At 66.6% G+C, this 17,493-nt stretch carries 11 protein-coding genes; 7 read left to right on the top strand and 4 right to left on the bottom strand.

What is annotated here, in order from left to right; all coding sequences use genetic code 11:
- The first annotated feature begins 199 nt into the window (after nucleotides 1–199).
- The 3 genes from rpoB to EDF46_RS14005 all read left to right on the top strand — a co-directional run bounded on the left by rpoB (nucleotide 200) and on the right by EDF46_RS14005 (nucleotide 8,780).
- Nucleotides 200–3,691 (top strand): DNA-directed RNA polymerase subunit beta, encoded by a 3,492-nt coding sequence (gene rpoB / locus EDF46_RS13995; protein ID WP_123506917.1) that lies wholly within the window; start codon nucleotides 200–202, stop codon nucleotides 3,689–3,691.
- A 45-nt stretch (nucleotides 3,692–3,736) separates the two neighbouring features.
- The gene (locus EDF46_RS14000) at nucleotides 3,737–7,618 is read left to right on the top strand and encodes a DNA-directed RNA polymerase subunit beta' (protein ID WP_123506918.1); all 3,882 of its coding nucleotides are present in this window, start codon (nucleotides 3,737–3,739) and stop codon (nucleotides 7,616–7,618) included.
- Nucleotides 7,619–7,709: 91 nt separating this feature from the next.
- Nucleotides 7,710–8,780, top strand: a complete 1,071-nt coding sequence (locus tag EDF46_RS14005) for a GNAT family N-acetyltransferase (protein ID WP_199738283.1) — start codon at nucleotides 7,710–7,712, stop codon at nucleotides 8,778–8,780.
- A 103-nt stretch (nucleotides 8,781–8,883) separates the two neighbouring features.
- Here the strand turns inward: EDF46_RS14005 and EDF46_RS14010 are convergent, their stop codons facing one another.
- The 4 genes from EDF46_RS14010 to EDF46_RS18045 all read right to left on the bottom strand — a co-directional run bounded on the left by EDF46_RS14010 (nucleotide 8,884) and on the right by EDF46_RS18045 (nucleotide 11,114).
- Complete coding sequence (locus EDF46_RS14010; protein WP_158614262.1) at nucleotides 8,884–9,621, bottom strand: hypothetical protein; 738 nt, start codon at nucleotides 9,619–9,621, stop codon at nucleotides 8,884–8,886.
- A complete protein-coding gene (locus EDF46_RS14015; RefSeq protein WP_233580041.1) occupies nucleotides 9,621–10,574 on the bottom strand; it encodes an ABC transporter ATP-binding protein in 954 nt (317 codons plus the stop codon). The genes EDF46_RS14010 and EDF46_RS14015 overlap by 1 nt, the downstream gene beginning before the upstream one ends.
- On the bottom strand, nucleotides 10,571–10,831 hold the full coding sequence (locus tag EDF46_RS18750) for a hypothetical protein (RefSeq protein ID WP_233580042.1): 261 nt from the start codon (nucleotides 10,829–10,831) through the stop codon (nucleotides 10,571–10,573). The genes EDF46_RS14015 and EDF46_RS18750 overlap by 4 nt, the downstream gene beginning before the upstream one ends.
- A 76-nt stretch (nucleotides 10,832–10,907) precedes the next feature.
- On the bottom strand, nucleotides 10,908–11,114 hold the full coding sequence (locus EDF46_RS18045) for a hypothetical protein (RefSeq protein ID WP_158614263.1): 207 nt from the start codon (nucleotides 11,112–11,114) through the stop codon (nucleotides 10,908–10,910).
- Nucleotides 11,115–12,044: 930 nt separating this feature from the next.
- Here EDF46_RS18045 and EDF46_RS14020 point away from each other — a divergent pair.
- From EDF46_RS14020 to EDF46_RS18955, 4 genes are all read left to right on the top strand, one after another.
- Nucleotides 12,045–13,709 carry a GspE/PulE family protein gene (locus EDF46_RS14020; protein ID WP_123506921.1) on the top strand — a complete coding sequence of 555 codons (1,665 nt, stop codon included), beginning with the start codon at nucleotides 12,045–12,047 and terminating at the stop codon, nucleotides 13,707–13,709.
- 48 nt (nucleotides 13,710–13,757) lie between these two features.
- The gene (locus tag EDF46_RS14025; protein ID WP_123506922.1) at nucleotides 13,758–15,386 is read left to right on the top strand and encodes a type IV pilus twitching motility protein PilT; all 1,629 of its coding nucleotides are present in this window, start codon (nucleotides 13,758–13,760) and stop codon (nucleotides 15,384–15,386) included.
- Complete coding sequence (locus EDF46_RS14030; protein WP_123506923.1) at nucleotides 15,386–16,612, top strand: type II secretion system F family protein; 1,227 nt, start codon at nucleotides 15,386–15,388, stop codon at nucleotides 16,610–16,612. The genes EDF46_RS14025 and EDF46_RS14030 overlap by 1 nt, the downstream gene beginning before the upstream one ends.
- 345 nt (nucleotides 16,613–16,957) lie before the next feature.
- Nucleotides 16,958–17,428: a type II secretion system protein gene (locus EDF46_RS18955; protein WP_123506924.1), complete on the top strand. Its 471-nt coding sequence runs from the start codon at nucleotides 16,958–16,960 to the stop codon at nucleotides 17,426–17,428.
- Nucleotides 17,429–17,493: the final 65 nt, after the last annotated feature.

Below are 17,493 nucleotides of genomic sequence, written 5' to 3' on the forward strand. Positions count from 1 at the left end.
TGACCTTTGCGCTCCCCATGCCTTCAGCCGTCATATTGCGGTCGTCTGAGGCTCCTCGAGGCGGCCCTGAGAAGGGCCCGCGATGAGGTGGTGTCTTGTCCGAGGTCTCGGCCTCCTGGCACCTGGTGGGTTCGACGATACACACAACGTACTGTCCGAACAGACGACATAGGACCTCGTGTCCATGGAGGTAGTTTCCTTGGCTGCTGCGCCCAACGCACAAACCAACTCACCCAAGAACGGCCGCGCCGCATCGCGCCTGTCGTTCGCGAAGATCACCGACACGCTGACGGTCCCCGACCTGCTGGCGCTTCAGACGGAGAGCTTCGACTGGCTGGTCGGCAACGACGTGTGGAAGGCGCGTCTCGCCGATGGCCAAGCTGCCGGCCGCACCGACCTCGCCGTGAACTCGGGCCTGGAGGAGATCTTCGAGGAGATCTCCCCGATCGAGGACCTCGGCGAGACCATGCAGCTCTCGTTCACCGCGCCTGAGCTCGAAGAGCCCAAGTACTCCATCGACGAGTGCAAGGAGCGCGGCAAGACCTACGCGGCTCCCCTCTACGTGAACGCCGAGTTCATGAACCACCTCACGGGCGAGATCAAGACCCAGACGGTGTTCATGGGCGACTTCCCGCTCATGACCGAGCGCGGAACGTTCATCATCAACGGCACCGAGCGCGTCGTCGTGTCGCAGCTCGTGCGCTCGCCCGGCGTCTACTTCGACCGCACGCCCGAGAAGACCTCCGACAAAGACGTCTACTCCTCGCGCATCATCCCGAGCCGCGGTGCCTGGCTCGAGTTCGAGATCGACAAGCGCGACCAGGTCGGCGTCCGCATCGACCGCAAGCGCAAGCAGAGCGTCACCGTCTTCCTGAAGGCCCTCGGCCTCACCTCCGAAGACATCGCCGAGCAGTTCAAGGGCTTCGCGTCCATCGAGGCCACCCTCGAGAAGGACACCATCCTCACGAAGGAAGAGGCCCTCAAGGACATCTACCGCAAGCTGCGTCCCGGCGAGCAGGTCGCTGCCGAGGCTGCGCGTGCGCTCCTCGACAACTTCTACTTCAACCCGAAGCGCTACGACCTCGCCAAGGTGGGTCGCTACAAGATCAACCGCAAGCTCGGCATGGACGCGCCGCTGACCGACTCGGTCCTGACCGTCGACGACATCGTCGCCACGATCAAGTACCTCGTGTCGCTGCACGCCGAGCAGAAGACGATCGCCGGCACCCGCGACGGCAAGCCCGTCGAGCTGCGCCTCGACATCGACGACATCGACCACTTCGGCAACCGTCGCATCCGCGCGGTCGGCGAGCTGATCCAGAACCAGGTCCGCACCGGTCTCTCCCGCATGGAGCGCGTCGTCCGCGAGCGCATGACCACGCAGGACATCGAGGCGATCACGCCGCAGACCCTGATCAACGTGCGCCCCGTCGTCGCCGCGATCAAGGAGTTCTTCGGAACGAGCCAGCTGTCGCAGTTCATGGACCAGAACAACCCGCTCTCGGGTCTGACCCACAAGCGCCGCCTCTCGGCCCTCGGCCCCGGTGGTCTGAGCCGCGAGCGCGCCGGCGTCGAGGTCCGCGACGTCCACCCGTCGCACTACGGCCGCATGTGCCCCATCGAGACCCCTGAAGGCCCGAACATCGGTCTGATCGGCTCGCTGGCGTCGTTCGCCCGCATCAACTCGTTCGGCTTCATCGAGACCCCGTACCGTCGCGTCGTCGACGGCGTGGTCACGGCGAACATCGACTACCTGACCGCGTCCGAGGAGGACGACTTCATCGTCGCCCAGGCCAACGCGCCCCTCACCGGCGACTTCCACTTCGCCGACGACAAGGTCCTGGTCCGCCGCAAGGGCGGAGAGGTCGAGCTCGTCGCGAAGGCCGAGGTCGACTACATGGACGTCTCGCCGCGCCAGATGGTCTCCGTCGCGACGTCGCTCATCCCGTTCCTCGAGCACGACGACGCGAACCGCGCCCTCATGGGTGCGAACATGCAGCGCCAGGCCGTCCCGCTGGTCCGCAGCGAGTCGCCGCTCGTCGGAACCGGCATGGAGGGCTACACGGCCATCGACGCCGGTGACGTGGTCACCGCCGACAAGGCCGGCGTGGTCCTCGAGGTCTCCGCCGACGTCGTCACCGTGCAGCTCGACGAGGGCGGCACGCAGGACTACTACCTGCGCAAGTTCGACCGCTCGAACCAGGGTGCGTCGTACAACCACCGCGTGATCGTCGACGCCGGTCAGCGCGTCGAGGCCGGCGAGGTCCTGGCCGACGGTCCTGCGACCGAGAACGGCGAGCTCGCGCTCGGCAAGAACCTCCTCGTGGCGTTCATGCCGTGGGAGGGCTACAACTACGAAGACGCCATGATCCTGAGCCAGAACCTGGTGAAGGACGACACCCTCTCGTCGATCCACATCGAGGAGTACGAGGTCGATGCCCGCGACACGAAGCTCGGCAAGGAGGAGATCACCCGTGACCTCCCCAACGTCAGCCCGGACCTGCTGGCCGACCTCGACGAGCGCGGCATCATCCGCATCGGCGCCGAGGTCCGCCCCGGCGACATCCTCGTGGGCAAGGTCACGCCGAAGGGCGAGACCGAGCTCAGTGCCGAGGAGCGCCTGCTCCGCGCAATCTTCAACGAGAAGAGCCGCGAGGTCCGCGACACGTCCCTGAAGGTGCCTCACGGCGAGCAGGGCACGATCATCGGCGTCAAGGTGTTCGACTCGCAGGACGGCGACGACGAGCTCGGCTCGGGCGTCAACCAGCGCGTGGTCGTGTTCATCGCCCAGAAGCGCAAGATCACCGCGGGCGACAAGCTCGCCGGTCGTCACGGCAACAAGGGCGTCATCTCGACCATCCTCCCGGTCGAGGACATGCCGTTCCTCGCCGACGGAACCCCCGTCGACATCGTCCTCAACCCGCTGGGCGTGCCCGGTCGAATGAACTTCGGCCAGGTGCTCGAGATCCACCTCGGGTGGATCGCCAAGCAGGGCTGGAACGTCGACGGAATCCAGGAGTGGGCGAACAACCTGCCCGATCACGCCCGTCAGGCCGAGCCCGGCACGAAGGTCGCGACCCCGGTCTTCGACGGTGCGTCGGAGGACGAGATCGCCGGCCTGCTCGACTCGACCCTGGTCAACCGCGACGGCGAGCGCCTCATCGGCTCGTCCGGCAAGGCGCGCCTGTTCGACGGTCGTTCGGGAGAGCCGTTCCCGGAGCCCGTCTCGGTCGGCTACATGTACATCCTGAAGCTGCACCACCTGGTCGACGACAAGATCCACGCCCGTTCGACCGGTCCGTACTCGATGATCACGCAGCAGCCGCTGGGTGGTAAGGCGCAGTTCGGTGGCCAGCGCTTCGGTGAGATGGAGGTCTGGGCCCTCGAGGCCTACGGAGCCGCGTACGCGCTCCAGGAGCTCCTGACCATCAAGTCCGACGACATCCTCGGCCGCGTGAAGGTCTACGAGGCGATCGTCAAGGGTGAGAACATCCAGGAGCCCGGTATCCCCGAGAGCTTCAAGGTGCTCATCAAGGAGATGCAGTCGCTCTGCCTGAACGTCGAGGTGCTGTCTGCCGACGGCCAGACGGTCAGCCTGCGCGACAACGACGACGAGGTGTTCCGCGCTGCGGAAGAGCTCGGCATCAACATCTCCTCCCGCTTCGAGTCGTCGAACATCGACGAGATCTAAGCCCACCCCCGACAACGTCGACACTTTTCTAAAAAGGGATACACATTGCTCGAAGCAACAACTTTCGATGAGCTGCGGATCGGTCTCGCCACTGCCGAGAACATCCGCGCCTGGTCGCACGGTGAGGTCAAGAAGCCGGAGACCATCAACTACCGCACGCTGAAGCCCGAGAAGGACGGCCTCTTCGGAGAGCAGATCTTCGGACCCAGCCGCGACTGGGAGTGCGCCTGCGGCAAGTACAAGCGAGTCCGATTCAAAGGCATCGTCTGCGAGCGCTGCGGCGTGGAGGTCACCAAGTCCTCCGTCCGTCGTGAGCGCATGGGCCACATCGAGCTCGCCGCCCCCGTCACGCACATCTGGTACTTCAAGGGTGTTCCGTCGCGTCTGGGCTACCTGCTCGACATGGCGCCGAAGGACCTCGAGAAGGTCATCTACTTCGCCGCCTACATGGTCATCTCGATCGACGACGAGGGTCGTCACGCCGACATGCCGGGCCTTGAGAACGAGCTCCGCCTCGAGATCAAGCAGCTCGAGTCGCAGCGCGACAGCCGCATCGCCGACCGCCTGAAGAAGCTCGAGGACGACCTCGGGGCTCTCGAGGCCGAGGGCGCCAAGAGCGACCAGAAGCGTCGTGCCAAGGACGGCGCCGAGAAGGAGATGTCGCAGACGCGCAAGGCGTTCGACGAGGACATCAACCGTCTCGAGCGCGTGTGGGAGGACTTCCGCACGCTCAAGGTCGGCGACCTCAAGCCCGAAGACGCCGTCTTCCACGAGCTGCAGGACCGCTTCGGCATCTACTTCGAGGCCCACATGGGCGCCGAGGCGATCCAGAAGCGCCTCCAGTCGTTCGACCTCGAGGCCGAGGCCGAGATCCTCCACGACCAGATCGCGAACGGCAAGGGTCAGAAGAAGATCCGCGCCATCAAGCGCCTGCGCGTGGTGAGCTCCTTCCTGTCGACCGGCAACTCGCCGGCCGCCATGGTGCTCGAGGTCGTTCCGGTCATCCCGCCGGAGCTGCGCCCGATGGTGCAGCTCGACGGTGGCCGCTTCGCGACCTCCGACCTCAACGACCTCTACCGTCGTGTGATCAACCGCAACAACCGTCTTCGTCGTCTGCTCGACCTCGGCGCCCCCGAGATCATCGTCAACAACGAGAAGCGCATGCTGCAGGAGGCCGTCGACGCGCTGTTCGACAACGGCCGCCGCGGCCGCCCCGTCACGGGTACCGGCAACCGCGCCCTGAAGTCCCTGAGCGACATGCTCAAGGGAAAGCAGGGTCGTTTCCGCCAGAACCTGCTCGGAAAGCGCGTCGACTACTCGGGCCGATCGGTCATCATCGTGGGGCCGACCCTGAAGCTGCACCAGTGCGGTCTGCCCAAGCAGATGGCTCTCGAGCTCTTCAAGCCGTTCGTCATCAAGCGCCTGATCGACCTGTCGCACGCTCAGAACATCAAGAGCGCCAAGCGCATGGTCGAGCGTTCGCGCCCGCAGGTGTGGGACGTCCTCGAGGAGATCATCCGCGAGCGCCCCGTGCTGCTGAACCGCGCGCCGACGCTGCACCGTCTGGGCATCCAGGCGTTCGAGCCGCTCCTCGTCGAGGGCAAGGCCATCCAGCTCCACCCGCTCGTCTGCGCCGCCTTCAACGCGGACTTCGACGGCGACCAGATGGCCGTGCACCTCCCGCTGAGCGTCGAGGCGCAGGCCGAGGCCCGCATCCTGATGCTGGCGTCGAACAACATCCTCAAGCCGTCAGACGGCCGTCCGGTGACCCTGCCCGCACAGGACATGATCATCGGCCTGCACCACCTGACGACCGTCACCGAGGGTGCGACCGGTGAAGGCCGTGCGTTCTCGTCCGTGTCCGAGGCGATCCTCGCCAAGGACCAAGGCTCGCTCGACCTCAACGCCGTCGTCAAGATCCGCATCCCGGGTCTGACGTTCGCCGCAGGCGAGGCTCCCGCGGGCTACGTCGAGGGTGACACCACCCTCGTCGAGACCACGCTGGGCCGTGCCATCTTCAACGAGGCCCTCCCCGAGGACTACCCGTTCGTCCAGGAGGTCACCGACAAGGGCGTCCTCTCGACGATCGTCAACGACCTCGCCGAGCGGTATCCGAAGGTCGCTGTCGCCGCTGCCCTCGACAACATCAAGGACGCCGGCTTCTACTGGGCCTCGCGTTCCGGTGTGACCGTGGCGCTCTCGGACATCCTCACGCCTCCGCGCAAGCCGGAGATCGTGGCGGGCTACGAGAAGCAGGCCGCAGCGGTCCAGGGCGAGTTCGACAAGGGCCTGATCTCGGACGCCGAGCGTCGCGCCGACCTGATCAAGATCTGGACGGAGGCGACCAACGAGGTCGCCGCCGCGATGCGCGAGAACTTCCCGAAGGACAACACCATCAACCGCATGGTGACGTCGGGTGCTCGTGGTAACTGGCTGCAGGTCCGCAACATCGCGGGTATGCGTGGTCTGGTGAACAACCCGAAGGGTGACATCATCCCTCGTCCGATCATCTCCTCGTACCGCGAGGGTCTGTCGGTCGCCGAGTACTTCATCGCCACGCACGGTGCACGCAAGGGCCTGGCCGACACCGCTCTCCGTACGGCCGACTCGGGCTACCTCACGCGTCGTCTGGTCGACGTGTCGCAGGACGTCATCATCCGCGAAGACGACTGCGGCACCACGCGCGGTCTCGAGATGCCGATCGCGGCTCCGGGCGCCGACGGCGTCCTGGTCCGTGACGCGACGGTCGAGAACACGGTTTACGCCCGTACCCTCGCTGCCGATGCTGTCGACCCCAAGGGCACTGTCGTGGCCGAGGCGGGCGCTGACGTCGGAGACGTCCTGATCGACGAGCTCGTCGCGGCCGGTGTCGAGACCATCAAGGTCCGCTCCGTCCTGACCTGCGAGTCGGCAGTCGGCGTCTGCGCGAAGTGCTACGGCCGTTCGCTCGCGACCGGCAACCTCGTCGACATCGGAGAGGCCGTCGGCATCATCGCGGCCCAGTCGATCGGCGAGCCCGGCACGCAGCTGACCATGCGCACCTTCCACACCGGTGGTTCGGCTTCGGCGGACGACATCACGCAGGGTCTTCCCCGCGTGACGGAGCTCTTCGAGGCTCGTACCCCCAAGGGTGCGTCGCCCATCGCCGACAGCGCCGGCCGTGTCGTGATCGAAGACACCGACCGTTCGCGTCGCGTCATCCTCACGCCCGACAACGGCGACGAGCCGGTGATCTACCCGGTGCTCAAGCGCTCGACCCTCCTCATCGAGGACGGCCAGCACGTCGAGCTCGGCCAGCAGATCATCGCCGGTGCGGTCGACCCCAAGGAGGTCCTGCGAGTCAAGGGCGTCCGTGCGGTTCAGCAGCACCTCGTCGGCGGCGTCCAGGACGTCTACCGTTCGCAGGGCGTGCCGATCCACGACAAGCACATCGAGGTCATCGTCCGTCAGATGCTCCGCAAGGTCACCGTCGTCGACCACGCCGACACCGACCTGCTGCCGGGTGAGCTCGTCGACCGCATGCGGTACAACGAGATCAACCGCGCCGCTCTCACCGAGGGCAAGAAGACGGCTTCGGCTCGCCAGGAGGTCCTCGGCATCACGAAGGCCTCGCTCGCGACCGAGTCGTGGCTGTCGGCCGCTTCGTTCCAGGAGACCACGCGTGTTCTCACGCAGGCCGCCATGGAGGGCAAGAGCGACCCGCTGATGGGCCTCAAGGAGAACGTCATCATCGGAAAGCTGATCCCGGCCGGTACCGGCCTCAGCCGCTACCGCGACGTGGCCGTCGAGGCCACCGAAGAGGCGAAGGCCGAGCGCTACCCGAACCGTGTCTTCACCGACGACGCGTCGTTCAACGAGGCTGACCTCAGCTTCGTCGACTTCGACTCGTTCTCGTCTGACGACTTCACGCCGGGCAGCTACAGCTAGTCAGCACCACCGCTCCACAGGGAAGGCCCCGTCACGCACTGCGTGGCGGGGCCTTCCTGCGTCTGCCGAGCGGATCCGTCACACTGGGGGAGTGGACCAGACGACGACGCCCCTCCGCGACCGCGTGATCGCCCCTGCCGAGCCTGTGGGCCTCCCCGAAGAGGCGCCGAGGGCGCAGGGCCGCGAATCGCAGGAACTCCCTCCGGTCACCTGGCGCCGCATGCGCGCGACCGACGCCGCCGGGGTCCTCGCCGTCGCGAACGCCGCCGGGCTCGTCGACCACCCCGACTTCGTGTTCACGCTCGAGGAGTTCGTGCACGACCTGGCGCGCGAGGAGCTCGACCCGGAGCGCGACACCGTCGTGGCCGAGGACGCCGACGGGCGGATGGTCGCGTACGGGTTCGCCGTCCTGCTGCCAAGCCAGGAGACCCTGGTGCGGTCCAGCATCCCTGGAGCCGTTCACCCGGACCGCCGCGGCGAAGGCATCGGCACGGCGCTCCTGCGGTGGCAGGTGGCGCGCGCCGAGGAGCAGTTCGCAACGAGCGAGCGTGCCCTGCCCGGCTGGACCCTCACCCACGCGGATGCGCGTGCCACGTGGATCCTGGACCTGTTCGAGCGTCACGGGTTCGGGAAGCGACGGTGGTGGCTCGAGCTGACCCGGGATCTCGCGGGTGGCGTCGAAGAGGTGCCCCTCGTTCCTGCGCTCAGGATTCAGGCATACGGCCCGGACTGGTCGGAGCGGACCCGCCAGGCGCGCAACGAGGTGTTCCGCGACCACTGGGGTTCGCAGCCGACGACGCAGGCTGACTGGGAGGCGACGGCCGCCCTGCCGATCGCACGCCCCGACCTGTCGTTCGTCGCAGTCGATCCAGCGACGGACGACGTCGTGGCGTTCGTGCTCACGAGCGTCAACGAGGCGGAGTGGGTCGAGGCCGGCCACCCGTTCGGCTATATCGAGTACGTCGGCGTGAAGCGCGAGTGGCGAGGCAGCCGCGTGGCGCAGGCGCTGCTGACTCGCACGATGCGCGCTCACGCTGCGGCGGGGCTCGCCCACTCGGTGCTCGACGTCGACTCCGAGAGCCCCACGGGCGCGACCGGCCTCTACGAGGGGCTGGGCTTCATGCCGATCGGCTCGTCCGTCAGCCTGGTGCGCGAGTACTGACGCGACTCTCCCCATGGCGGCTCGTGGTGCGCGTCAGGTGGCCCCGAGTTCCGTCGCGTCACTGCGCGACGTGTCACTGCACGACGTGTCACTGCACGTCGGATCACTTCACCTCGCGACGAAGCTGCCTCCACCACCCCAGTACGATCGGCGCGATCACGAACAGGAGGAACGAGGTGAGCGCGGGGCCGATGCCGACCTCCGTGCCGTGCGTCGTCGTCCAGGCCCACTCCGGCTGCGTCATCCAGGCGCTGAACGCAAGGATCGAGACCCACGGCGCCACGTGAGGGAGTGCAAGGCCGATACCCACGTCGTAAACGAATGGCAGCAGCAACGTGGTGGTGATCGCGAGCGGCGTGCTCAGCAGGAGGAAGCCCGCCGCCGTGCCGGTCAGAGCGGCAGCCGTCGAGAGTCCCGTCATCGACAGGAGGCTCGAGGCCGTCTGCACGGTCAACACGCTCGACGCCCCGCCCGGGAAGAGGACGAGGAACGTGGCGAGCGAGATCACCGAGATGGCGGCAGTCACTCCCAGGACCATGATGACCGCCGCGACGAGGCGAGTGCCGAGGACGAGCGAGCGCTGTGGGACGAGCACGAAGGTCGTCATCGCCGACCGCTGAGTCCAATCACCAGTCGTCGCCAGGACGGCGAGGATCGGCAGGAGCGCAGGAAGAGGCAGCGTCGCGCCCCGGACAAACGTGCCGAAGTCATCGACGTCGGCGATCTTGTTGATCGTGAGGGCCGCGCAGCTGAGAACGATCATGGCCGCGATCACCCACCGGGACGCGATGGTGTCGACGCACTTGCGCAGTTCGGCCTCGAGGAGTCGTCGTGCCTGCATCACTGCGGATCTCGATTCGAAAGGGTTCCGCCGATGAACTCGCCGGTCGTAGATGAGAGGAAGAGCGAGTGGAGGGACTGATCGTTCAAGGGGGTCAGCGACTCCAGCGGCTGGGCGAGTTCGGCCGAGAGATGCCAGATCGCCATCGAATCGACTTCGGCCAGGATCTCTCGGTGACCGGGCGTGGCTGTCCACGCGATTCCCCTGTCGTCGAGAGCCCGGAGGAAGGAGTTCGCGTCGCTCGGCACGAAGCTGGTCCGTGGCCTGGACGGGAGGGTTCCGGTCAAATAGTCGGCTGTCACGCGACCCTTGTCGATGATGACGAAATGGTCGGCCACGGCCTCGATGTCGTTCAGATGATGACTGGAGAGCAGGACCGTCCCGCCCCGGTCGGCGAATTCGCGGAGGAACTGATTCATCCAGTGGATCCCCTCCGGGTCGAGCCCGTTGGCGGGTTCGTCGAGGATCAGGTAGCGGGGATCGCCGATCAGGGCGATCGCCAGTCCCAGACGCTGGCGCATTCCCAGCGACAACGCCCCGACTCGGCGCTTCGAGGCGGTGGTGAGCCCGACGAACTCGATGCATTCCTCCGCGCGCGATCGCGGGGCGCCCATGACGATGCACGCGAGGGCGACGGTCTCCTTGACGGACCGCCCGCCGTGGTGCGCGCTCGCGTCGAGGAGCACCCCGACCGTCGAACCGGCGTTCTCCAGCTCAGCGATCGTCGATCCATCGAAGGTGCTCGAACCCCTGTCGGGGCGCGATAGCCCCGTGATCATCCGCAGCGTCGTGGACTTGCCCGATCCGTTCGGGCCGAGGAAGGCGGTGACGCTCGACGGGGCGCAGTCAAAGCTGACGCCGTTCACGGCCGGGGCGCCGCTGTAGGCCTTCTGGAGGCCGGCGACGGTGAGACCGACGACGACCGTGTCGGCAGTGGTGTCGTCGGCACTCACGCGGTCGTCCACCTCACCACGTGGATGACGATTATCGCGATGATGAACGGCAGCGATGCCATCAGCGCGTGGCGAGGCTCGGTGCGTTCGCCGGCGCGTCGGCCCAGGTGGGCGAACAGGGCGAACGCCAGAGCCAGGGGGATGAGCGACAGCCGAGTGTCGAAGACGACCAGGATGAGGCTGGCCGCCGCCAGGACGGGGCATGCCCACGACTCCTGAGGGATCCAGCGGGCGGCCCGGTCTGAGGGGTGGGTCATGGTGCTCCGTTCGTGTCTCAGGGGAGGGGAAGGGGGGAGGAGGAGCGGCGGGCGGTGGCCCGCCGCTCCATTGCTGCTAGTGGAAGCCCTTCCAGATGTCATAGGCGTTCAGCAAAAACGAGACGGCGGCTGCAACGGCCTTGACGGCCTTCCATGTGTGGTTGGCGAACCACGAGTAGGCCTTCTTCACTCCGGACGCGAAAGTGCTCCAGAGTCCCGGAACCTTCTTGACTCCCGTCGCGAAAAGCTTCAGCAATGTGCCGATGGCGCCCCGTGGTTCCATTGTTTGCGCACCGGCGGGAGCGATTCCCCCGGCCGGGACAATGCCCTCTGTTGTTGCGGCCGCCGACGCTACAGAGATCGGAGCGGCCGTTCTGGTCGAGGTCACACTTGACGTGATCGTGGGCGTGGCAGCCGACGCGACCGTCGGCGCAGCAATTCCCAAGAGTGCTGGCGCGATCAATGCCGTGACTACGACCCAGGTGTTCCGCGATCGAGAAGATCTACAATTAATCATCATTGCTCCAACAGTGATAGGACACGGCATTTCCGTGACCGGCTCGCGGTGTGCTGTAACGCACCGCCAGGGGATGGGTCGACATCGACCCATTCCCACATACTTGTCTATCTCACCTGGAATGTCACATTGACAGGTCTGTCCGTGCCATATCTCGCCAATCCGGCATCGGGCGCCCGCACCCTCAACCTCCTGACGGTCTTCGCGCATCCGGCCTAGGGCCACGCGGTCATGCATGTCAGTGGCACCGAGCGCGGGCCCCTAGAGATCGAGGCCGACGTAGTTGACCGCCACCTCATGCCTCACCGAACGGTCATCGAGACGACGGCTGGAATATTGGCCCGCGAACACGAGCAGGGGTCGAGAGTCGGATCGCCCGATTCGGTCAAGCGCCAGCGCCGCTGCGCCGAAAGCCTCAGGGTGAACGCCGTCTGTGCACCGACCCCGATACCGCTTCCGTCTTCGCCGCGGTCGCGAGCGATGACGGTCGCTGATACGAACCTGAGATAGTCGTGGCCGGCCAGGGGGTCGACCGACACAAGGTCCGCCGAAAGGCCCACCCCCGCACTGGTGCCACTCCCTTTGGGACGTGTACCCCGTGTCGCTACCGGGTGACACTTACGAAGCCCGCTCCACGAGCAGGCATCGCCGTGTCGCTCGGGACAGCGCTCGGCACACCTGTCCAAGGAGGTCCCCATGGCGTCGATGACCGAGATCCTGATTCTGCACGGTCTCCTGCCGATCGAGCAGCTCGACCTGATGGCCAACCCGTCTGACGAGGAGGCCAGTGTCCGCGACCTGCTCGCGCGCGGCGTCGTGTCGGAGCTGCAGATCGCGAAGGCGCGAGCGCAGGCCGCGAACATGTCGTTCGTCGAGCTCGTCGACTACCCCGTCGACCGCAACGCCGTCACCATGGTCTCGTCGGCCGTCTGCCGCCGGCACAGCGCCCTCCCCATCGCCATCAAGGACGGCCTGCTCCTGGTCGCCGTCTCGGACGCCGGCAACGTCTTCGCCCTGGACGACGTCCGTGCCGCCAGCCGCATGCCGATCGAGTGGGTCATGGCCGAGAAGGGCGACCTCCGGAGCGCCATCGACCGGTACATCCGCGCCGACGACGAGCTCAACGACCTGACCTCCACCCTCGAGGAGGAGAACAAGCAGGACGCCGCTTCGATGGACATCGCGTCGGGTCCCGACGACGACGTCCCGATCGTCCGCTTCGTGAACCTGCTGGTCTCGCAGGCCATCACCGACAAGGCCTCCGACATCCACATCGAGCCTGGCGAGAACGAGGTGCGGGTCCGCTACCGCATCGACGGCGTCCTGCACGAGATGCAGCCGGCCCCCAAGAGCATCCAGAACGGCGTGATCTCGCGCCTCAAGATCATGTCCGAGATCGACATCGCCGAGCGCCGCCGCCCCCAGGACGGCCGCATGTCGGTGCGCCACGGCAACCGGCAGATCGACCTCCGCGTCGCGACCCTCCCCACGGTGTGGGGCGAGAAGGTCGTCATGCGAATCCTCGACAACTCGAACACGTCGCTCTCGCTCCGCGATCTGAACCTCCTCGAGCGCAACTTCGACGTGTACGCCGAGTCGTACTCGAAGCCCTACGGCATGATCCTGGTCACCGGCCCGACCGGTTCAGGAAAGTCCACGACGCTCTACACGACGCTCAACGCCGTCGCCCGCCCCGAGATCAACGTCATCACGGTCGAAGATCCGGTCGAGTACCGCATGCAGGGCATCAACCAGGTGCAGGTGAACCCGAAGGCGGGCCTCACGTTCGCCAGCGCCCTCCGCAGCATCCTGCGCTCCGACCCCGACGTCGTGCTCCTGGGTGAGATCCGCGACCACGAGACCGCGCAGATCGCCATCGAGGCGTCGCTCACCGGCCACCTCGTGCTCTCGACGCTGCACACCAACGACGCGCCGTCGGCGATCGTCCGCCTCACCGAGATGGACATCGAGCCGTTCCTCGTCGGCTCGGCGCTCGACTGCGTGGTCGCCCAGCGGCTCGCCCGCCGCCTCTGCGACCGCTGCAAGCGCCCCGCCGAGTACACGCCCATGCACCTGAACGCGCTCAAGTTCCACATCGACCCCGACCAGGCTCCGCCGCAGATCTTCGAGCCGGCCGGCTGCCAGTCGTGCTCCAACACGGGCTACCGCGGCCGCGTGGCGCTGCACGAGGTCATGAGCGTCTCCGAAGAGATCGAACGCCTCGCCGTCAAGCGCGCCTCCAGCGCCGAGATCGGACGCCTCGCCCAGGAGCAGGGCATGCTCACGCTCCGTCAGGACGGCTGGGAGAAGGCTAAGCAGGGCCTCACCAGCGTCGAAGAGATCCTCCGTGTCGTGGCCTAGGCCCCGCCACTCCCCAACGATCACACACCCCCGCAAAGGACAAGACCGATGAGTGAACCGCTCTACGATCAGCCGACCTACGACGACGGCACACCGCGCCCCGTCTACTCGCTCGACGACGCCTCCGATGCCGAGCCGGCCGGCGGCTGGACCCCGGCGCCCGTGGGCAGCCGACGCTGGTACCGCGAGCAGGAGCCGACATCTCCGCTCACCCCAGGTGTCGCCGCGTTCCACGAGGTGATAGTGCCCGAGTCGGCAGCCGCATTGGAGACGCAGGAACTCGGCCGCGCCCCCGAGAGCCCCCGTGTCTTCGACCTGCCCGCGCCGTCCGCGGCGCCGGCGTGGCCCGCGTCGTCGTTCCCGTCGGCCCCTGCCCCCGCGCCCGAGAGCGCCGCCCCCGCGTTCGCCGCCCCTGCACCCTCCGATGCCCCCGCCTGGGTCGGTACCCCCTCCGCCCTGCCCGCGCCCGCGGAGTCGAGCTTCGACCCCGCCGGCGCCGCCGCCCAGACGAACCTGAGCCACCACGCGCGGCACGACGCCGATAAGGACCTCATCGAGGCTCTCTGCCAGGTCGTCTTCCAGGGGGCGTCCGACCTCCACATCACGGTCGACGCCGCTCCGACGATCCGCGTCGACGGCCACCTCCAGCCTGCGATCTCGCCCACCCCGTGGGACCGCACCAAGGTCCAGACGGCACTGGCGAGCCTGCTCACCGCCGACCGCCAGGACCAGTTCGACACCGAGCTCGAGCTCGACTTCGCCTACGCGCTCTCACCCGAGTCCCGCTTCCGCGTGAACTTCTACCAGCAGCGGGGTGTCCTAGGCGCTGTCTTCCGTCTCATCCCCACCGAGATCAAGACGCTCGACCAGCTCGGCATGGACCCGGTCATCGGCAAGTTCGCGGGCCTGCCCCGCGGTCTCGTCCTGGTGACCGGGCCGACCGGTTCGGGCAAGTCGACGACTCTCGCCGCCCTCATCGACCTCGTCAACGAGACTCGGGCCGACCACATCGTGACGGTCGAGGACCCGATCGAGTTCATGCACAAGCACAAGAAGGCGCTGGTCAATCAGCGCGAGGTCGGGGCCGACACCCACAGCTTCGCCAACGCGCTCAAGCACGTGCTGCGCCAGGACCCCGACGTCATCCTGATCGGCGAGCTCCGCGACCTCGAGACCATCTCCGTCGCGCTGACCGCCGCCGAGACCGGCCACCTCGTCTTCGCGACCCTGCACACGCAGGACGCCGCCCAGACGATCGACCGCGTCATCGACGTGTTCCCGCCGCACCAGCAGGACCAGGTGCGCACGCAGCTCGCCTCGACGCTCCAGGGCGTCGTCTGCCAGACCCTCGTGCCCCGCGCCACCGGCCGCGGTCGCATCGTCGCCACGGAGATCATGATGATGACGCCTGCCGTCGGCAACCTGATCCGCGAGGGCAAGACCTACCAGATCTCCTCGTCGATGCAGGCGGGTCGCGATCTGGGTATGCACACGATGGACCAGGACCTCGCCGACCTGGTCAACTCCGGCAAGATCACCCTGAAGGCCGCCATGGAGAAGGTGCACGACGAGGAGGGCTTCCACCGCCTCGTCACGCGCACCGACACCGGGGCCGCTGCGGGCATGAACGCCGGCGGCATCGACTTCGGCGACTCCTTCTCGAGGAACGAGCACTGATGGCCGCCGCACTCACCTTCGCCTACCGCGGCCGCGACGCCGCAGGCAAGGTCGTCAAGGGAAAGGTCGAGGCCTCCAGCGAGGGCGCCGTCGTCACCCGCCTCCGCACGATGGGCGTCTCGCCCATCGCCATCTCGGAGTCGAGCGCGACGGGTCTCCAGCGCGAGATCTCGATTCCGGGCTTCTCGAAGGGCGTCAAGCTCAAGGACCTCGCCATCATGGCGCGCCAGATGTCGACGATGATCTCGTCGGGCCTGTCGCTGCTCAAGGCGCTGTCGATCCTCGCCGAGCAGACCGAGAACGAGAAGCTCGCCAAGATCCTGACCGAGGTGCGTGAGGACGTCGAGACCGGTGTGTCGTTCTCGGACGCGATCGGCAAGCACTCGCAGTGGCTTCCTCCGATCATGATCAACATGGTGCGCGCGGGTGAGACCGGCGGCTTCCTCGACGGCGCCCTGGACTCTCTCGCCGAGAACTTCGAGAAGGAGGTCAAGCTGACGAACACCATCAAGTCGGCCATGACCTATCCCGTCGTCGTCCTCTGCATGTCGCTGGTCGCCGTCGTCATCATGCTGACGTTCATCGTGCCGATCTTTGCGAAGATGTTCTCGTCGCTGGGCGGGAAGCTCCCGCTGCCGACGCAGCTGCTCGTCTACGCGTCGCATGCGATGGTCTACGTGATTCCGATCGCGATCGTCGTCATCATCGCCTTCTCGGCGTGGTGGCGTGTGAACAAGAACACGGACCGTGTCCGGTCGGTCGTCGATCCGCTCAAGCTCAAGCTGCCCGTGTTCGGCCCGCTGATCCAGAAGATCGCCATCTCCCGCTTCAGCCGCAACTTCTCCAACATGATCGCCGCCGGCGTGCCGATCCTGACCGCACTCCGCATCGTCGGCGAGGTCTCCGGCAACTACGTGCTGCAGAAGGCGCTCGTCGATGTGGCCGAGTCGGTGCGTCAGGGCGAGTCGATCGCCGTGCCGCTGACTGAGGCCGGCGTGTTCCCCGCGATGGTCACGCAGATGATCTCCGTCGGCGAGGACGCCGGATCGCTCGAGACGATGCTCGAGAAGATCGCGACGTTCTACGACGACGAGGTCCAGGCGACCACCGAAGCGCTCACCTCGCTCATCGAGCCGCTCCTCATCGCCTTCCTGGGCGTCGTGGTCGGCGGAATGATCGTGGCCCTGTACCTGCCGATCTTCCAGATCACGTCGCTGATCAAGTAGCCGTGAGCCTCGTCCTCCGCCGGCGCCGCCTCAACGGCATGACGGCCGAACTGCGTCTCGTGCAGGGGCACTGACCTCAAGGCAACGCGTGTCGCCCATCGCCATCACGGCGGTGGGCGTTCGTGTACCCCGGTCGGGGGTGGTGTTGTGTTCCTGTGAAAAACACCCCTGACCAGGGGATACGACACGCCGCCACCGCCCCGTACTGGGGACACGAAATCTGGGAAAACCCCCCGGACAAGGGATTCTGTACCCCCTCGCCTGCCGCATAACGTCTCTCTTGGCAGGCAGAGCTTGCCTCCGCCACACCTCTCAATCCACCACCATCCCGAAACGGAAGAACTCATGTACGCAGTGCTCATGGGCAAGCTCAACGCCCGCCGCAAGAACCTCACGCAGGACACCGACAAGGGCTTCACGCTCATCGAGCTCCTCGTGGTCGTCATCATCATCGGCATCCTCGCCGCGATCGCCATCCCGGTCTACCTGGGTGTGCAGAACTCGTCGAAGGACGCCGGCGTGAAGTCGGACCTCACCAACGCCAAGACCGCTCTCATCGCCTACCAGACGGACTCCGGTTCGTTCCCGACCACGACCGCCGGCGGCACCCTGACCAAGGCGACCACGTTCGGCGGCAAGGACTACGGCTTCACCACCGGGTCTGGTTCGATTCTCTCCAACACGGCCCTGTCGTCCACCTCCACCTCGTTCTGCCTCTACGAGAAGGCCCTGAGCGACTCGAGCAAGTACTTCTTCGTAACGGACACGAACGGCGTCAGCTCTTCGTCCGTCGCACTCGCTGACATCTGCAAGTAAGCATCATCTGAGCCGGGGCGGCACGGTGTGGACCGTGCCGCCCCATCTCGGCGAGACACCCCGCT

Source organism: Frondihabitans sp. PhB188 (assembly GCF_003752365.1).
Taxonomy (GTDB): domain Bacteria; phylum Actinomycetota; class Actinomycetes; order Actinomycetales; family Microbacteriaceae; genus Frondihabitans.